This is a genomic window from Amycolatopsis sp. NPDC102522 (genome assembly GCF_055584485.1).
On record NZ_JBVJLY010000024.1, the window covers coordinates 42,330 to 58,015 of the forward strand.

Below are 15,686 nucleotides of genomic sequence, written 5' to 3' on the forward strand. Positions count from 1 at the left end.
GTATAGACGGATCAAACAGTCTTTCGTGGACTAGCTGTACAGTTTGCACACCATGTAGATCAGGGAGACCAGGAGTACACAATGGACGGTCAAACTGTGACCCTCGACGACATCCGGCAATGGCCGCCGACCGCCTCAATGGAGGACGCCTCGCGCGCGCTCGGGATCTCGAAGTCCCACGGCTACAAGCTCGCGAAGTCCGGGAAGTTCCCGTGCCAGGTCGTACCCCTCGGCGAGGACCGCGTCCGGGTCGTCACCGCCAGCCTGCTCAAACTCCTCGAAGGCAGCACGCAAACCGCCGAGGGGAGGTGAGCACCGTGTGCAGGTGTAACTGCAAGTCCGGCCAGAGTGGCATCGAGAAAGACGAGGGCGCGACGCCAGTCCAGGGTGGCGACATCGACTGAACGACGAAGGGCCCTCGGCGCGGTGGCGTCGAGGGCCCTTCTTGCTGGCCGCCAGTCCCGAAACCGGCGCCAACTGCTGCACGACGAAGCCTACAGCCAACGCACGCGCGACCGAACCTTCGACACCAGCAGCCGGTTCAGCGCCTGCGACATCGGGTCCACCTGGTCATCGTGCGTACCGTTCGGGAACGCCGCGCACTCCTCAACAAACCCCGCCACCCACGGCTGAAACGACGGATCGCCCGGATTCAGCGACGGCAGGTACGCGTTCCCGGACTCGACGTACGGCGACACCGCCGACACCCGCGCTTCCTTCGACTCCGTCGGGTTCACCGCGATGATCCCCCCGACCGTCGACTTCAGCTGCGCGATCACCGCCGTCCCGTTCGCCTTGTCCTCCACCAACTTCGCGTTCGCCTGCGGCCAACGCCCCGACAGGGCCAGCATCGCCCGGCACGTCGCCGGGAAATCCAGCCGGCCACGGACCTGGTCGAGCAGGAACACGTCCGCGCCGCGTTGCGCCCACACCTGCCCGACGACGTAGTCGGCTTTCTTGGTGTCCTTGAACGTCATGTCCCACGACTGAATGATCTTGTCGAAGCCGTCGGCCTGCATCGTGCCGTCGTCCAGTTCGATCGCCTGCGGTGCCGTGTAATGCCGCCACCATCCGCGCTTGAGCATGTCGCCGTCCGCCGGGGACGGGGAGCCTTGGTAGAGCGCGCCCCACACCCGGGGGCCGACGTCCCGCTCGATCGTCTGCCACTCCTCCGGTGTCCGGCCGCGCGACGACGTCAAGTACTCCCCCGGCTCACGGCCCAACGGATCGTTCTTCTCGGCCTGGGCGGGGACGTTCACGACCTCCCAGTCGCCGGTGTCGATCAGCCGCCCGGCGAGGTCGTCCTCATGCCACCGGGTCAAGATCAAAACCACGGGGGTACCCGGCGCAAACCGGGTCCGGGCGACGTTCGTCCACCAATCCCAGCACGCTTCCCGCCGCACCTCGGAGTCCGCTTCCGCGCGGCCCTTGATCGGGTCGTCGATGATCAGCAAATCCACCGGCCGCCCCGTCAGCGCACCGCCGATACCGACCGAGTACACGCCGCCGAGATGCCCGTCGAGCTGCCACTCGTGCGCCGCCGACGTGTCGTCCCGCACCCGTAACCCGAGCTCCGGATGCTCGGCCAGATCGTTCCGGATCTGCCGGCCCCACCGGCGCGCGACACCGAGCTCGTAGGACGCGATCGCGATCCGCAGATCGGGGTTTCTCTTCAGCATCCACGCCGGGAACCGGCGGCTGACGCGCTCCGATTTGCCTTCCTGCGGCGGCATCGACCAGATCAGCCGGGTGATCTCGCCTCGCGCGACCGCGGCGAGCTTCTCGTCGAGCAGGTCCAGCGCCGGGGTTTGCACGTTGGACGGGTCGACCATGCTGGTGAACGAGCCGAGCGTCTGCGCGGGACGCTCGGCTTCGGCGACCTGCTCCTCGAGGAGCCGCGCGGCGAGGGCCAGGCCGTCCACGGCTACACGACCTTGAGGTGCCGGGCCGCGGCGATCTTCGCCGGGCCCCGCTCCCCTGCTGGGATGCCGGCGGCGTCGAGCGCTGCCTCGATCGCGCCGAGCACGAGCTCGGCCTGCCGCTCGGCGAGTCGGACCTGGCGTTCGGCGAGTCCGGCGGCGATGGCCTTGGCGGCGAAGTTCGCGCACCGGTCGCGTTCGTCGGCTTCGAGTTTGGCGAGGCCGCGGATGGCTTCGCCGGTGGCGTAGATGCGGCCGTCTTTGGTGTCGGCGTAGGTGTTCCCGATGAGTGCGGAGACGCCGCCGGTGGTGAAGATCCGTTCAAGATCGGCGCGGGCGGCTTGGAGACTGGGGGCCTCGGGGAGCTTGTCGTCGCGTGGCCCGGGTTCGGCTTCGATGAGGAGCTGCTCGGCGTCGAGCGCGGCCTGAATCCGTTCGGCGGCGTCGAACGCGTCGGAGAGGAGTCCGGAGTAGAGCTCGGCGCGGGCGGCGGATTGGGAGACGAGGCGGAGGAGGACTTCGCCGGGTTCGATGGTGCTGTCGCCGAGTCCCCAGTTCATGAGTTCGGCGCGGACGGCGGCTTTGGCGCGGACTTGGGGTGCGCGGCCGCCGTGGGTCCAGCAGACGGTGCCGCCGGTGATGGCGTGGTTGTCGCATGGGCGGTCAAGGATCTTGCCGTCGGGGTCGCGCTGGATGGTGCCGTCGGCGTCGCGGATCTTGGAGCGGCCGGTGCACATCGGGTTCGGCGGCGAGCCCGGTGGTTTCGCGTCGCTTGGCCAGCGCGGCATCACACACCTCCAGTGTCTTCGTGGTCCAGCACGGCGGGCGTGGTCATACCCGCATTGTCACCCGCATCTGTCCGAACGCGACAGAGCCCGGCCGGACCGAAGTCCAGCCGGGCTTGTGCGCTCGCGGTCAGAAGGGCCAGTCCGCGTTTCGACCCGCTTCGAGGAGCGGGATCATCCGAAACGCCTGATCGGTCAGGCCGCCGAAGGTATGCCGGTTGCCGTAGCCAGACGTCGAGTGGCCGCGTTCATAGCCCGCGAGGTTCCACGTGTACAGCGCCGTGTCCTTGGGCACGGTCTGGTCGACGTTGCCGTAGGCGTGCTGCTCGTCGGTCAGGATCACGACCCGGTCGTGGTAACCGGGGCGCAGGTGCCGCTGGATCGCGCCGACGGTATCGGTGCCGGAGCCGATGAAGTAGCCGCCCGTCTTCCACCGGTCAACGGCGCGCAGCAGCGACTCGCCCCGCTGGAGGTCAAACACCTTCGTCGCTACGCCGGACCAGCCAGCCGCCGAGAACGACACGACGTCCGCCGTCTCGCAGCGCGCGCCGAGCGCGATCCCGAACACCGCGGCCGCGTCCCACCGCATCAGCGTGCCGTCCTTGCTGAAGGAGGCGTTCATCGAACCCGACGTGTCGACCAAGATCAGTGTCCGGCCGCCGAGCGGGGGCACGTTCGCCAGCGACCCCGCGATCGCCTTCTCCAGCGCATAGGACCAGCGCAGCGACGGAGCCGCCCGGTACGCGGACAGGAACCGCATCGGGAACTGCCGCGACTTCGCGATCTGCTCGGGGTCGGCCAGCCGGTCGGCGACACCGCGCGCGATCTCGTCGGACACGCCAGCCTCGTCGAAGTTGCGGAGGTTCCGCAGCTGCGCCATGTAGCCCATGGACGGGATCAGCGCCTCCCACAGCCGTGCCTTGTCGACGTCCGGCCCGGCCAGCGACAGCGCGGCCTCCCACGTCATCCCCGCTTCGCGCAGCAGCGCGCCGCCGTAGAGCGCCTGCGGGGTCTGCGCGGCCTGCTCGCGCACGAACGCGTTCACCCGCAGCGTGCCCAACGATTCGGGGATCTCGCCGGCGTGGCCGTGCCGGACGTCGAGCGCGTGCCGGTACAGGTCGGCCTGCCACGGCGCGGACGCGTCCGGGTGGGTCATGTTCAGCACGTCACCGAACCGAAACCCGCGCGCGGCCGAGTCGTACTTGAGGAACGACCGCTCGGAGTACAGGCGCCGGGCCGCGTCGGCGACGCCGCGCTTGACCGGCTTCGGGATGTTCTTGCCGTGCACCGAGGTCCAGTACGCGAGCATCTCGCCGGGCTCGTCGGGACGCTGGAGAACGGAGTCGATGACCTGGCGGGACATGCCGTCGAGGCCGGCGTCGCGGCGTGCCTTGGCGAACTCGGCCGCGCCGACGAGGGATGCGGTGCGCATGTTGCCGTCGCCGCGAAGCCAGGCGAGGAAGCGCGCGGTCCACTCAGGATCGGCGATCGTAGCGCGGCGGATGAGTTCGGCGTAGCGGGTGTCGCGCTTGTCGGCGGACTCGTAGAAGGTGTTCTCTCCCACCATGTTCGACACGGCAAGCAGGAACAGCTCGGACTTCGTGTCGCGCGTGTAGCCGTCGCCGCCTTCGAAGGTGACGCCGGTCGGGGCGCGTTCGCCGGTGATCGGCGAAGAGGTCGCCGGGCGGGTGCTGGTGGTGTTGAACTTGCTCATGGTCTGCCTGCGACCCTCTCGCGAGGGGAGGCACTGAAACGGGCGGGGGTCCGAGATCAAAGTCGGTAGCGGTCTTATTGCCAATGCTCTGCCTGATTGAGCTACCAGCCGCCCTGAAGCGGCTGGACGGGATTCGAACCCGTAACCCTTGGATCCGCTGAAGTAACCGCCGCCTGCGCACCGGACCTTCCGCACGTTGTGCCTCCCGAGATCAATGTTGCTGCGCGGCGGGTTTCAGTTCCAGTGAAGTAGCCGCGGAGCTTCGCACCGGGAGGTGCCTATGAAGTTGTGTGATGACCCGAGATCAAGTCGGATGCGGAACGTAGGTGCTCTGCCAACTGAGCTACCGCACAAGTGCGGACGGGACTCGAACCCGCGACCACCCGCTTAAGAGGCGAAGTAACCGCGTCCTGCGCACCGGGCCATCTGAAGTTGTTACTCCCGAGATCAAGTCGGCGTCGGGAACGTAAGTGACCTGGGCCGCTAGTCGACACCGGCCGGAACCGGTGGCGGGATTCGAACCCGCGTCTCTCCTGTGGAAGAGGAAGTATCCGATACCTGCGCACCGGGAGTGACGCTGACGCTAACAGATCAACTGTGTTGGGTCACACGGGTTTTCGGTGTGTCGACGAGTGGTCCGGTTCGGACGGGTCAGCGGCGGTCCTCGGTGGTTCGTGTTGACGGAAGCGGCGGCAGGGCTTTTGCCATGTTCGCCATGAGGGCGGGCGCGGCTTTCCGCAGCCCTTCGCCGTACTGCGCCATGGACAAGCCGATCGCCGCCATGTTGCGGCGCAGGCCCTCGACGGCGTCCGGGTCGAACTTCGGCATCAGGTCGGCGATGTCTCTGATCGTGGGGCGGTTCTGTTCGTCGGTCACGGGGTGTGGCCTTTCTGTTTGCCTTCAAGGAATTTGCGGCGGGTCTCGGCGCGGAGCTTGGTCTTGACCTTCTCCCACCGGGCGTGTTCTTCGTCGCGGGCGCGGTCGAGCGGGCCGGGTACTTCCTCGACGACGAACTCGTCACGGGGGCGGCTGCTGGTGCGGAGGTACCAGTCGCGTTCGTCGATGGTCTTGGCGAAGTACGGGGGCGGACTGGTGACCATGTCGATCCGGATCTCGTCCCGGAACCGGATCGCCCACACCGGAGGCACGTCGGTCACGGCCGCCACTCCTCGCGATAGTCGGGGTGATCGGCGTACGGCAGAGCGAGTAGGCGCAGCGTGTCGCACGGGTAGCCGATCCAGTCGCGGGGTGCCTTGCCTGCCTTCCACTTCGGACCGCACTCCAGGCAGTAGAGCGGGCCCTCGGGGTGATCGCGGCCGCTCGGGTGTGCCTCGATGATCTGCCGTTTGGCGGCGACGTCGGCCAGCACGAACTTCGGATCGTTGTCGGCGATGTGCTCGGCGACGTCTGATGAGAGCTCGAACGTGTCGGCCATGAGCGTCTCGCGAGGCTCAACGACGACTCCCCAGATCCTTGCTGGCTTCAGTCCGGTGCCGGGGATTCGCCGTTCGTACGGCTTGACCTTCCAGCGGAGCGCCGTGGCCGAGGTGATCGGGTGTGCGGCCCGCGCGGTCTTCTCGCGCTCGTCGAGTCTGGCGTTCAGGAACGCGATCAGGTTGTCGGGGTTGGGCCCAGTTTGACCAAGATCGTTCTCACCAAGATCAACGCCACCAAGATCATTACATTCAAGATCATCAACCACGGGACACCTCTCTCCAGTCCTCGACCAAGATCACCCTGCGCTGGAACAACTTCGAGCCCACGGCCGCCCTCTCCAAGATCGACTCCGACGGCGGCGTCCACCCCGCCTTCAGCAGAGCCGCCACCATCCGATCCGCGTCACCACGCAGGCCTGCAGGCGGTCCGCCGATGTACGACGTCAGCATCGCCCGGTGCGCCAGCTCGACCGCTTCGGCACGCTCACGCTCGTACAGCTCGACGCGCGGATCATTCATCGTCACCCCCGTCGTCGTACGTCGGCGCCGGGGCCGCGCGCACCTTCAGCCGCACAGGCTCGTCAGCCGAGACGGTGCCGTCCGCGACAGTGACCACAATGGAACGCCCGGCCTCGTGGTACACCTCAAGCTCAGCGCCCTCAACCAGGGTCCACACCCCGTGGTGTATCGCCTGCTTACGTGGCCCTTCGCTTCCGCCGAGCCCAGGGTTCGGTGCGACGATCGCGTGCCCGTACACGCCGCCGTCGGCGTCGACGAGCCGGAGTTCGTGGTGCCCGTCGTCGCGCCGGGTGTGCACCGGTTCGACCTGGACACCGACGGGGACGGTCTTCCGGAGCGTCAGGTGCCTCATCTGGCCGACGCCGAGGTCGACGAGTACCGCGGCGCTGACCTGTTTCGTGTCGTCGTCGAGCGGGAGCGTCGAGAGTGTGGGCTGGTTCGGGATCTCGGGTAGGTCGAATCCGGAGTCGCGGTTGTAGGCGCCTTGCGCGATCAGGTGCGCCAGTGCGGCGCCGTCCCAGTCAGGCATGGTCGGTCTCCTGTCGTTCAAGATCATTCGTTTCAAGATCGAATTGGTGTCGTTCAAGATCGACACCTGACCAAGATCATTCAGCGCGGGTCCGACTCCCCCGCGGGCTTGGCCGGCGGACGGTCTGGGAGGTCGTAGCCCGGTTTCCGGTTGTACCAGCGGATGAGGGCGACCACGACGGCGGTCCGGTTCCGCGGCCCGGCGGTTTCCTCCAGCTCCTCCCAGTCGTCGTCGGGGATGCGGAGCAGTTTTCCGCGGGTGTGGGTGTCCTTGACCATGACTCCTCCTGTGTATGTACACGGAGGCTAGCAGGGAATATGCCATGTATCTACATTGCCTTGAACTTGCCCCTTGCGTGTATCTACACGACCATGCTACCTTGTATCTACACGGAGAGCAGAGAGCAAGGAGAACCAAGTGACCGTCACCCCGAACGCCCGCCGCGAAGCCTTCATCCTCCAGACCATCAAGAACCTCCACGCCGAGCACGGCAGCGTGGCCTCCATGACCGACCTCCGCCCGATCCTCCTCGCCCGCGGCCTCAGCCGGGAAGCCCAGGACCAGAGCCTGAAGGCCCTCTCGATCACCGGCCAGGTGCACCTGATCCCGGAGTCGAACCGGAAGACCCTGAAGCTGGAGCACCACGACGCGGCGATCCAGCTCCTCGACGGCGCCTGCCACTACGCGATCCCGGCCTAGTGGTCTCGCCCCCGGCTCCGGCCGGGGGCTCCGCTCGACCGTAACCGTGTAGATACATTTCACCCCTTGCGTGTATCTACACTCTCTTGCTACCGTGTATCTACACAGAGAGAACCACGGAGGCCCCGATGACCAGCACCACCGCCACCACCACCCGGTGCACCCGCTGCGGCCGGGCCCTCCGCTCCCCCGCCTCCATCGCCCGCGGCTACGGCCGCACCTGCGGCGCCCGGATCGCCGCCGCCGCGAAGGCCTCCGCCCACAAGCTGACCCAGGTCGAGAAGGCGCAGGAGCTGATCGCCGATGGCGGCCTGGTCCTCCTGCGCCGGGGCCGGACCCGCGTGTTCCAGGTCGTCGCCTCCAACGGCGTGGACAGGTACCTGACCGCCGCGCAGGCCTGCACCTGCAAGGCCGGGCTCCGGGGCGCGGGCACCTGCTACCACCGGATCGCGGCCGAGCTCGTCACCGCCGCCTGAGAAGTACTTTCCGCGCAAGATATTTCACCTCCCGACCCATCGCCGCATGACCGTCCACAAAGGAGACACCATGTCCAACACCCTCGCCGTCCGTCGCGGCAACCGCGTCCTGTCGTACATGTCCGACTCGCTGGGCGTGGGCTACGTGGAGGGCATGAGCTACGACCCGACGTGGGGACTGGGCGCCGTGGTCCGCTGGACTGACGGCTCCGTCGGCACATGGGACGTGAAGCACGACGTACTGACGGTCATCGACGGCAACACCAGACTGGTGGACGACTTCCACAACAACGTCGGCCGCTACTGCTCGGTCGACAACGTGCACGGCCGCAGCTGGTGCGTCGTGGCCGCAGTGAGCGACGGCCGCTACCTGGTGGCACGTGCTCACGGGAGCTTGCCTGTCGACGACGCCGTGCGCATGGTCACGCACTGCCAGATGTCCAACCTGTACTGATCTTCCGCCCTCGCCGCGTGTAGGCGCCGCCGGTTCGTGACCGAGCGGGGGCACTCAAAGTCCTTTCCTCGCAAGATATTTCGATTGGAGACCCACCATGCCCATGTCCACCATCGTCCTCACCCACCGCGCGGCCGCGCTGGTCGGCGAGATCGCCATGGCCACCCGCGAAGGCTGGAGCCTGCACCGGATCCACGAACTGGAGGACGCCCGCGCCACCGCCTTGGAGGAGCTGCACGGCCACGCGATCGCCGAGGACATCGAGCGCGCCATCGTGCGGCACGACGACGAGTCGCTGGGGCTGGCCCTGGAGTTCGCGCTACTGCTCGACCAGGACGCGCCGCGGACCGTGATCGCGATCCGGATCTTGCGGGACCGGCTGCACAGTCGGGCGTTGGATCAGTGGTCGCGTGAACTCGGTCCCGTCAGTGCGCCGCACGGGAAGGGATGCTCGTGCTGCGGTGCTGGTGTCGCACAGTGGCGGTGATGCCTTCCGCGCAAGATATCTGTTGAGCTGAGCCGAACAAACAGGAGGAACAGTGTCCATTCAGGGCAACGCCGGACAGCTGAAGACAATCCCGCTGCCACGCGGGGAAATCCGGCAGGCCACAGCCGCACTTACCACTGCGCTACAGCAAGCGTGGTCGATCCTCGGGCAGGATGGCTCCGGCGCTCAAGAGATCGCCTCTGTCATCCATGCGGCCAGGAGCCAACTGGACACCGCCTACTCGATGATCGACCAGATCGAGCAGGTGCTCGAACAGGTCGCGGTCCGTCACACGCAGGGATGAGCGAAGGCCCCCGGCATCACGCTGGGGGCCTTCGTTGTGTCCTACTTGGACTGCGGAACCTGGGTGGGGTGGTTCTGCTGCCACTCCTCCACCACGGTCACCGCGGCGTCGATGCCGTCGAGGTGGCCGGCGGGGCTACCTGCCTCGACACACCGGCGCCGGTGGTCGGACGGTCAGTGTCCCGGCCGCCGTCGGCAGGTGTACCGGGGCGGCGGGATTTGGCATGGATTTGTCCACTGCCGGGCCTTTGTCATCGGACCTATCGGTGTCTGTATCCGGTGCGGATGCAGCGTTTCTCGCGCCCTAGAGGTGAGAAACGCTGCACGCTACGCGGGCGATGGTCGGATCACCCGCCTGCTTTGCCCGGCCGGACGACGGCGAGCTGGGCACGCTCCAGCACCACGCACCGATGGTCAGGGAACTGGGGTTTGATCAGGTCCAACATGAACTCGTGCTCTGCGTCGCTGAGGCTGTGGTCGACGGTGAACACCAGGATGTCCCCGGGTTCGATCTTGAGGACGGCGGCCTCGACGAGCGGGAGCACGACAGGGTGCAGCTCGGCGAACGCCTCGGCGATGGCGTCGGACAGCGGGCTTCGCTCGACGCCGTGGACCCGGAGGTACTTCCGGTACACGTCGACCGGCCGGTCCGGCATGGGCTCGTGTGTCGTCACGCGGTCACCGCCTCCCCGGCTCGGCGGTCGTCCCATCACGTCACGTCCCGACCGTAGGCGTCGAGGTAGGTGCGGATCCGGGCGAACTTCTCGTCGGTGCTGTGCCCGTCGAACGCGAGCGCGTGCGCGGGCATGTGCCACGACACCTGGCCGACGGGGAGTTCGATGTAGACGACCGGCCACTCCGGCTCGGCCGGGTCAATCCGGATCCCGACGGCGTAGCCGCATTGGGCGGCGAGCGGGAGCGCCTGGAGGACGAGGACGTAGCGGGTGGCGTAGTCCCTGTCGTGCCGGACGATCTCGTCGAGGACCTGGCGGAGCACGGCCTCCGGGGTGATGCGGACGGTGAACGCGGTCGGGCTCGGCGGGAGCGGCGACGCCGGGACGGTGAGTTCGGCGATGGCCTTCGCGATCAGCGCGTCACCTGCCTTGTCGTCGCATTCGTCGAGGTAGCCGTCTCCACCGAAGGTGGCCTCGATGAAACCCGCCTTCGCGAGCGGCCTGTACAGGTCGTACTCCCAGCCGGAGTTGCCGAAGGGGCGTTTCCCGTTGAAGCCTTCGCCGTGGCGCCAGACGTCGGCGAGCAGTGCGATGAGGTAGGTCCGGACGGTGTCGGCGCCGGCGTCGTTGCTGGGTTCGAGGGGCAGCGCGAGGATCTGCTCGGCGGTGGGATCGGTCGTGGTCACTTGGCGCGCTCCAGGGTGATGAAGTTGCAGTCGTAGCCGTGGCTGCCGGTCCACTGCCAGATCCGGACGCAGGTGATGGTGAGCCGGTCGCCGGGTTTGAGGCCGGCGGCGCGGGTGTCGAGCACCCCGTATTGCTGGTCGTTCCCGGTGAACTTGACGACGAACTTGTCCTCCATCGTGTTCTCTCCGGCCGCGACGAGGCGGGAGTCCACGGTGTCCACCACCCCGGCGACCGGGATCCAGTGGTGGTATTCGTGCTTCCACGGGTACATGCCCCACCAGGTGAGCGCGACCACGACGGCGACGGCGACCGGGACGGCGTAGGACCAGCGTCTCGCGAGGGTGGCGTCTTCGCGTGCGTATCCATTGAAGACGGGCCGCGCGCCTTCACGATCGACGCCGGCGGCGAACAGACGCAGCAGCACGAACACGGCCGCGAGCAAGAGCAGCGCCAGCGGGATGAGGATCATCGTGGCGATGGTGCCGCCGGTGAGCGTGGGTTCTTCCATGGTCATGTCTCCTTGGGGGCGGTGAGTTCGATGTGGACTGTGGCGCCGAGTGCTTCGGTGTAGCGGGCGAGGGTGGAGATGCGGAAGTCGGCCCGTCCGGCTTCGATCTGCCACACGGCACCGGGGTCGATGCCCATGCGGCGCGCAACCTCGGCCTGTGACAGCTTCGCCTCGACGCGAAGTTCTGCGAGCCATGCCCCGACGCCGGAGTCCTTGCGACGCCGAGGCTTCTTCTCCGGCTGGCCGGTCGCCGGGAGCGTGCCGCGCGGCGGGCCGGTCGACTGCCCGGTTGATCTTGGTGCGGGCATCAGCGACCCCACCGGCGGAGGCGCTGCCAGATCCGGCCGCCGATCGACTGCCGCGGCTCGGCGGTGGCTTCGGCGATGACGACCGCGCGGTGCAGGTCGGGGATCGGCTGGGTGATGCCCATTCGTGGTGCGGCGAACTCGACGAACTTGCCGGGCGTCTTCATCATCTCGACGAGGTCGTCCAGCGTGGACTCCGTCAGCTCACGGTCGAACCTGAGCGGGCCGGGTGTGGCGTGCCGCCACTGATAGAACGTGGATTCCTCGACGGTCTCAACGATCTCGATGGGTATGCCCCAGATTGTCCGTTCCGGTTCCCACGTTTCCCGCGGCGCCGCGTGTGACCGCACGGCGAGCATCTGCTCGACGGTCAGTTTGACCGTCTCCGGCGGCGTGCGTTGGAGGGTGTCGACGAAGTCGTCGAGCGTGAACTTCGGCGGTGTGCCGGTGACCTTGAACGCGACACGGTTCGAAACGAACGGGTTGCCTTCCTGCTCGCAGCTGACCGCGATGCCGTACCCGGGCGGGATCGCGGCGGCGGCCTTCGCGATCTCCGTGTCGAGCGCCCGATAGAACGCGGCCGGATCAGTCGCTGCGAGGTCGTTGAGGTTCACCACCGTGCTGCCGATCAAGTCCTCGTCGGCGGCGGCCTGGATCGCGTCGGCGAGTTCGGGTCGGACACTGTCGTGTGCCGCGGTGAAGTCGGCGTCGTCGAGCTGGGCGCCGAGCCGGACGAAGTCGAGCGGGTCGGGCTCGTCCTCGTACGGCCGCGCGCGGATCGGCGCCGGCGGTTCCTCGGTCGGGCCGGGCATCCAGCCGCCGGCCGGGGTGAGGTAGCGGCCGTGGTAGTCGTTGCTCACTGGTCCTCCTGGTGGCGTTTGCGGGGGCAGATGCAGTCGACGCGGCCGCATTGGCCGCATGCTCTGGTGGGTTTCGGGTCGGTGTTCACGAGGCCTCCAGCGCGGTCGTGATGGCGCGGCGGATGTCGGTGGCCATGCTCTCGGTCCACGTGCGGTCGTGGATCTCGTCGTAGTGGTCGGCGAGGTCGAGGACTTCGCGGAGCGCGGCGAACGTCTTCGGTGCCTGCTCAAGTCGGTTGATGGGGATGGCACCAACCTTCATCGCTACCTCACCGGCGTAGACGTCGAGCAGTTCGCGGGCGTTCATGCTGCCTCGCTTTCGGTGTCCCAGGCGACGCCGCCGAGCGCCGCCGTGTGGTGGGCGCGGGCGGGGACGCCGGGGATCCCGAGGCGTTGCCCGGCCATGGTCGCCATCGTGAGCGCGTCCCATTCGTTGTCGTTGGCGCACTGGCATTCCTCGCCCCACAGCCGGGCCATGCCGACCGAGACGAGGCCCTTCCCTGCGTTGCCCTTGCCAGCGGCGAACTTCTTCACCACGGTCGGCGGCGCGACCGCGACATCGTGGTGGTCGAGGAGCAGGGTGTCCACGATGGACCACCACAGCCCCGCGCGGTCCCACACGCTGCCGGTGCTCGATGCGTACGCCGGGCCTTCGATGACGATCAGGTCGGCGTTCAGGGCGAGCTGGGTGACGCGGTCGACGATGCGGCGGATCCGGTCGTTGCGGGCACGGAGGCTGTCGCCCTTGTGCCCGACGGACTTGATGGTCTGCACCTTGTAGAGCGGGCCGCCGTTGTCGAGGTAGGTGGTGTCGAGGGCGGCGACGCCGGTGCCGGTGAGTGAGGGGTCGATGCCGAGCGCGCGCATCAGCCCTCCACATCCCAGATCACGACCGGGAAGTAGCCGTGACGCCCGCGGTTGCCTTTCGGGTTACCGTCCGATGTGGACCAGGTCAGCCAGAAGCCGTCTGGCTGTTCGAGGAACCGCACCATCTGGCAGTCGCCGCACTCCTCGACGTCCTCGGTGTGGGCCAGGCACTTGGTCATGTACCGCGCGTAGGTGTAGTTCAGCTCTTCTCGGTCGACCGGTTCGCCCCGGTCGATGTCGTACGCGCGGACGATGTGCTCAAGCGCGGCGATCACGTCGCGGTGGTACGGGTGGCCAAGGAACACGTACTGCTCGGCGTCCTCGCCGAGGGTGATGAAGCGCATGCCGCCAGCCATTTTGGTGGCGGCGACGAGATCGGCGGGGTACTCGGCGGACGGGCCGAGCCCGGCGAACGGGATGGTCATCGTGGCTCCAGGTCTTTCCGGCAGGCGAGGATGAGGGCGGACATGGCGAGCGCGAGCGCGCTGGTCCAGCCGACGGTGATGAGGGTGAGGGCGAGGACGAGGAGCGCGGCGCCGCCGAAGAAGAAGACATCGACGTGTTCGAGGTCGACGGCTTTGGTGGGCTGGCCGGGGTCAAGGGTCATGCGGCACCTGCCACGCGTTCGAGCGCCGCGGCGAGGTCCCGCGCTTCGGCCGGTGTCATCCACCTGTTGCGTGGCTGGCTGACGCGGCCGACGACGCACACCTGCCCTTTGGCGAGGACGACGAGGTGCTGGGTGGTGACGTCGATCGCGGCGGGTTGGTCGTCGCCGGGGATCGTGGTGGTGACGTGGATGTGGTCGGTCACGAGCCGCCTGACTTTCCGCCGGCGGTCCCGGCTTTCGCGCCGGTGCCGCCGGATGTTCCAGCCTTGACCCCGAACCCGCCGCGCTGCACCGCGGACACCTGCCCGCCGGTCTTCGGGACACCCTTCGCGATCGGGGTTCCGGCCGGGACCGTGCGCACCGCAGGGCTGCCGGGCGGCATGCGCTGCCCGACGGGCGGGATGTAGGCGTTGCCGGAGGACATGGGCATCCACAGGAAGTAGCTGCCGACACCGGAGCCGTGGCCTTCGTCGTCGTAGTCGCCGCACGCGTCGTCGTCGAGCCGCTGCTGTGTCTGCTCGTTGACGCAGACGGCGGCGTATTGGGCGTCGGGGTCGGCGAAGGCGTCGCATCCGGAGGCGAGGAACAGGGCACCGGCGATGCCCGCGTAGCCGAGGACGCTTCCCCTGCCCTGCTTGCGGTCAGCCACGACCGCCCTCCAATTCGGACGGTGCGGTGGCCTCGACGTAGACGCGGACCAGCTGGGAGTCGCCGCGGTTCGGTCGAGGGCTGGACACTTCGAGGATGTTGAAGGCGAGGCGCAGGACCTTGACGGCGTCGTCGCATTCGCGCGGTGTGCCCATGATGCGGATCTTCACGGCTGCTCCTCGGGGAAGGCGTCGGCGGCGGGCACGAACGGCGCGGGCGGGCGGGACTCGTCGATGGCGCCGTCCTCGGTAGCGCAGTAGCTGCACCGTCCGACGGGGTGGCCGTGCTCCTCGCACCAGGACTCCGACTTCGCCATGTCTTCGTCACTGTCCACAGCGGACGGCGATGTCGGCGCGGGCACGTACCTGTCGTTGGTCTCGTCGTAGGCGACGCGCTCGCCGTTCGGGCCGAAGTAGATGCTCACGGCGCCGAGGTTGTCCCGCCTTAGTCGCGGCTCGGGCTCGGTGGGCTGGTCGCCTTGCAGCGCCTCCCGGATCGGCCACTGCGTGTCCCAATGCCGGAGCGCGTGCGGCTCGGTGAGCGCGAGCGCCTTGTCGATACGGGCCTGCAACTCGCCGTTGATCCGCGCCAGATGCACCGTGAGCGTTTCGAACCCGGCCACGCGCCAGGCGGCTTCCGCGTGCAGCCACAGCAACAGGTCCCGCTCGGCGGCGGGAACCATCGGCCCCTTGTACGCCGGGGCGGGCGGCCACTGCTCAGGCGGCAGGGTCGCGCAGGTCTGGAGCCATTCGGTGGAGCGCTGCTTCCCGGCCTGCGCGGTGAGTTCGGCGAGGCGCCGCAGGATCGCGGCACGGTCGGCGAGCTGGCCTTGCCGGGCGAGGGCGCGCGCCGCGGCGAACTCTACGACCGCGGGTTCGCCGCCGGGCGTGTGCCCGAACTCGATCGAGATGGCGTCGTGGATGGTGCGGGCGGCGAGGTCGATCACGGCTTCGGCGCCGGCGGTTTCGGTCATGGTTTGTCGCCCTTCACGGAGGCGTCGAGAGCTGGCAGGTAGGCGTGCTTTTTGGCGTCCTTGGGCAGGAAGTTCCATGCGATGCGGCGGAGGCCCCGATCGTTCTGGTTGCAGGCGCTCCAGCCGCCGCGCAGGGGCCGGTACTGCTCGTAGCGGCCTGTCGGTGTGCGGCGGTAGGGCGGGGCACCGGAGTGGTGGCGGTAGAACGTGTAGGCGGTTTCGGTTTGGTCGGTCAT

Annotated in this window: 29 protein-coding genes and 2 tRNA genes; 6 read left to right on the forward strand and 25 right to left on the reverse strand. The window is 68.0% G+C overall.

Annotated features, from left to right (window positions below; all coding sequences use genetic code 11):
* Positions 1-81 precede the first annotated feature (81 nt).
* On the forward strand, positions 82-312 hold the full coding sequence (locus tag ACZ6YV_RS36565) for a helix-turn-helix transcriptional regulator (protein ID WP_465513963.1): 231 nt from the start codon (positions 82-84) through the stop codon (positions 310-312).
* Between the two features lie 182 nt (positions 313-494).
* On the opposite strand, the gene terL is transcribed toward ACZ6YV_RS36565, so the two are convergent.
* From terL to ACZ6YV_RS36620, 11 genes are all read right to left on the reverse strand, one after another.
* Complete coding sequence (terL, locus tag ACZ6YV_RS36570; RefSeq protein ID WP_465513964.1) at positions 495-1,922, reverse strand: phage terminase large subunit; 1,428 nt, start codon at positions 1,920-1,922, stop codon at positions 495-497.
* Between the two features lie 2 nt (positions 1,923-1,924).
* Positions 1,925-2,707 carry a hypothetical protein gene (locus tag ACZ6YV_RS36575; RefSeq protein WP_465513965.1) on the reverse strand — a complete coding sequence of 261 codons (783 nt, stop codon included), beginning with the start codon at positions 2,705-2,707 and terminating at the stop codon, positions 1,925-1,927.
* Positions 2,708-2,834: 127 nt separating this feature from the next.
* Positions 2,835-4,418: a vWA domain-containing protein gene (locus ACZ6YV_RS36580; protein ID WP_465513966.1), complete on the reverse strand. Its 1,584-nt coding sequence runs from the start codon at positions 4,416-4,418 to the stop codon at positions 2,835-2,837.
* Between the two features lie 352 nt (positions 4,419-4,770).
* Positions 4,771-4,837 (reverse strand) — tRNA-OTHER (locus tag ACZ6YV_RS36585).
* A gap of 82 nt (positions 4,838-4,919) precedes the next feature.
* Positions 4,920-4,988: transfer RNA gene (locus ACZ6YV_RS36590), tRNA-OTHER, on the reverse strand.
* A gap of 81 nt (positions 4,989-5,069) precedes the next feature.
* Entirely contained in the window at positions 5,070-5,294 is a 225-nt protein-coding gene (locus ACZ6YV_RS36595) for a hypothetical protein (RefSeq protein WP_465513967.1), read from the reverse strand.
* The gene (locus ACZ6YV_RS36600; protein ID WP_465513968.1) at positions 5,291-5,575 is read right to left on the reverse strand and encodes a hypothetical protein; all 285 of its coding nucleotides are present in this window, start codon (positions 5,573-5,575) and stop codon (positions 5,291-5,293) included. Before ACZ6YV_RS36600 ends, ACZ6YV_RS36595 begins: the two co-directional genes overlap by 4 nt.
* Positions 5,572-6,120, reverse strand: coding sequence for a DUF6221 family protein (locus ACZ6YV_RS36605; RefSeq protein ID WP_465513969.1), 549 nt, complete (start codon positions 6,118-6,120; stop codon positions 5,572-5,574). Before ACZ6YV_RS36605 ends, ACZ6YV_RS36600 begins: the two co-directional genes overlap by 4 nt.
* Complete coding sequence (locus tag ACZ6YV_RS36610) at positions 6,113-6,373, reverse strand: hypothetical protein (protein WP_465513970.1); 261 nt, start codon at positions 6,371-6,373, stop codon at positions 6,113-6,115. The genes ACZ6YV_RS36605 and ACZ6YV_RS36610 overlap by 8 nt, the downstream gene beginning before the upstream one ends.
* Entirely contained in the window at positions 6,366-6,902 is a 537-nt protein-coding gene (locus tag ACZ6YV_RS36615) for a hypothetical protein (protein ID WP_465513971.1), read from the reverse strand. Before ACZ6YV_RS36615 ends, ACZ6YV_RS36610 begins: the two co-directional genes overlap by 8 nt.
* A gap of 80 nt (positions 6,903-6,982) precedes the next feature.
* Entirely contained in the window at positions 6,983-7,180 is a 198-nt protein-coding gene (locus ACZ6YV_RS36620; RefSeq protein ID WP_465513972.1) for a hypothetical protein, read from the reverse strand.
* Between the two features lie 139 nt (positions 7,181-7,319).
* On the opposite strand from ACZ6YV_RS36620, the gene ACZ6YV_RS36625 reads away from it, so the two are divergent.
* The 5 genes from ACZ6YV_RS36625 to ACZ6YV_RS36645 all read left to right on the forward strand — a co-directional run bounded on the left by ACZ6YV_RS36625 (position 7,320) and on the right by ACZ6YV_RS36645 (position 9,322).
* Positions 7,320-7,601: a hypothetical protein gene (locus ACZ6YV_RS36625; protein WP_465513973.1), complete on the forward strand. Its 282-nt coding sequence runs from the start codon at positions 7,320-7,322 to the stop codon at positions 7,599-7,601.
* 128 nt (positions 7,602-7,729) lie between these two features.
* On the forward strand, positions 7,730-8,077 hold the full coding sequence (locus tag ACZ6YV_RS36630) for a DUF6011 domain-containing protein (protein ID WP_465513974.1): 348 nt from the start codon (positions 7,730-7,732) through the stop codon (positions 8,075-8,077).
* 70 nt (positions 8,078-8,147) lie between these two features.
* Positions 8,148-8,531 (forward strand): hypothetical protein, encoded by a 384-nt coding sequence (locus ACZ6YV_RS36635; protein WP_465513975.1) that lies wholly within the window; start codon positions 8,148-8,150, stop codon positions 8,529-8,531.
* Positions 8,532-8,628: 97 nt separating this feature from the next.
* Complete coding sequence (locus ACZ6YV_RS36640; RefSeq protein ID WP_465513976.1) at positions 8,629-9,018, forward strand: hypothetical protein; 390 nt, start codon at positions 8,629-8,631, stop codon at positions 9,016-9,018.
* Between the two features lie 52 nt (positions 9,019-9,070).
* The gene (locus ACZ6YV_RS36645; RefSeq protein ID WP_465513977.1) at positions 9,071-9,322 is read left to right on the forward strand and encodes a hypothetical protein; all 252 of its coding nucleotides are present in this window, start codon (positions 9,071-9,073) and stop codon (positions 9,320-9,322) included.
* Positions 9,323-9,668: 346 nt separating this feature from the next.
* Here ACZ6YV_RS36645 and ACZ6YV_RS36650 read toward each other — a convergent pair whose 3' ends face one another.
* The 14 genes from ACZ6YV_RS36650 to ACZ6YV_RS36715 form a co-directional block, all read right to left on the reverse strand.
* The gene (locus ACZ6YV_RS36650; RefSeq protein WP_465513978.1) at positions 9,669-9,995 is read right to left on the reverse strand and encodes a hypothetical protein; all 327 of its coding nucleotides are present in this window, start codon (positions 9,993-9,995) and stop codon (positions 9,669-9,671) included.
* Positions 9,996-10,030: 35 nt separating this feature from the next.
* Positions 10,031-10,681 carry a hypothetical protein gene (locus ACZ6YV_RS36655; RefSeq protein WP_465513979.1) on the reverse strand — a complete coding sequence of 217 codons (651 nt, stop codon included), beginning with the start codon at positions 10,679-10,681 and terminating at the stop codon, positions 10,031-10,033.
* Complete coding sequence (locus ACZ6YV_RS36660) at positions 10,678-11,190, reverse strand: hypothetical protein (RefSeq protein WP_465513980.1); 513 nt, start codon at positions 11,188-11,190, stop codon at positions 10,678-10,680. Before ACZ6YV_RS36660 ends, ACZ6YV_RS36655 begins: the two co-directional genes overlap by 4 nt.
* A 2-nt stretch (positions 11,191-11,192) precedes the next feature.
* Positions 11,193-11,498 carry a helix-turn-helix domain-containing protein gene (locus tag ACZ6YV_RS36665; RefSeq protein WP_465513981.1) on the reverse strand — a complete coding sequence of 102 codons (306 nt, stop codon included), beginning with the start codon at positions 11,496-11,498 and terminating at the stop codon, positions 11,193-11,195.
* Positions 11,498-12,355 carry a hypothetical protein gene (locus ACZ6YV_RS36670; RefSeq protein ID WP_465513982.1) on the reverse strand — a complete coding sequence of 286 codons (858 nt, stop codon included), beginning with the start codon at positions 12,353-12,355 and terminating at the stop codon, positions 11,498-11,500. The genes ACZ6YV_RS36665 and ACZ6YV_RS36670 overlap by 1 nt, the downstream gene beginning before the upstream one ends.
* An 85-nt stretch (positions 12,356-12,440) precedes the next feature.
* Positions 12,441-12,662 carry a hypothetical protein gene (locus tag ACZ6YV_RS36675; protein WP_465513983.1) on the reverse strand — a complete coding sequence of 74 codons (222 nt, stop codon included), beginning with the start codon at positions 12,660-12,662 and terminating at the stop codon, positions 12,441-12,443.
* Entirely contained in the window at positions 12,659-13,222 is a 564-nt protein-coding gene (locus ACZ6YV_RS36680) for a hypothetical protein (RefSeq protein WP_465513984.1), read from the reverse strand. The genes ACZ6YV_RS36675 and ACZ6YV_RS36680 overlap by 4 nt, the downstream gene beginning before the upstream one ends.
* Positions 13,222-13,647 carry a hypothetical protein gene (locus tag ACZ6YV_RS36685; protein WP_465513985.1) on the reverse strand — a complete coding sequence of 142 codons (426 nt, stop codon included), beginning with the start codon at positions 13,645-13,647 and terminating at the stop codon, positions 13,222-13,224. Before ACZ6YV_RS36685 ends, ACZ6YV_RS36680 begins: the two co-directional genes overlap by 1 nt.
* Positions 13,644-13,829 carry a hypothetical protein gene (locus tag ACZ6YV_RS36690; protein ID WP_465513986.1) on the reverse strand — a complete coding sequence of 62 codons (186 nt, stop codon included), beginning with the start codon at positions 13,827-13,829 and terminating at the stop codon, positions 13,644-13,646. Before ACZ6YV_RS36690 ends, ACZ6YV_RS36685 begins: the two co-directional genes overlap by 4 nt.
* Entirely contained in the window at positions 13,826-14,032 is a 207-nt protein-coding gene (locus ACZ6YV_RS36695) for a hypothetical protein (protein ID WP_465513987.1), read from the reverse strand. The genes ACZ6YV_RS36690 and ACZ6YV_RS36695 overlap by 4 nt, the downstream gene beginning before the upstream one ends.
* The gene (locus ACZ6YV_RS36700; protein ID WP_465513988.1) at positions 14,029-14,478 is read right to left on the reverse strand and encodes a hypothetical protein; all 450 of its coding nucleotides are present in this window, start codon (positions 14,476-14,478) and stop codon (positions 14,029-14,031) included. Before ACZ6YV_RS36700 ends, ACZ6YV_RS36695 begins: the two co-directional genes overlap by 4 nt.
* Positions 14,471-14,647: a hypothetical protein gene (locus ACZ6YV_RS36705; RefSeq protein ID WP_465513989.1), complete on the reverse strand. Its 177-nt coding sequence runs from the start codon at positions 14,645-14,647 to the stop codon at positions 14,471-14,473. Before ACZ6YV_RS36705 ends, ACZ6YV_RS36700 begins: the two co-directional genes overlap by 8 nt.
* Positions 14,644-15,450 (reverse strand): hypothetical protein, encoded by an 807-nt coding sequence (locus ACZ6YV_RS36710; RefSeq protein ID WP_465513990.1) that lies wholly within the window; start codon positions 15,448-15,450, stop codon positions 14,644-14,646. The genes ACZ6YV_RS36705 and ACZ6YV_RS36710 overlap by 4 nt, the downstream gene beginning before the upstream one ends.
* Positions 15,447-15,686: a hypothetical protein gene (locus tag ACZ6YV_RS36715; protein WP_465513991.1), complete on the reverse strand. Its 240-nt coding sequence runs from the start codon at positions 15,684-15,686 to the stop codon at positions 15,447-15,449. The genes ACZ6YV_RS36710 and ACZ6YV_RS36715 overlap by 4 nt, the downstream gene beginning before the upstream one ends.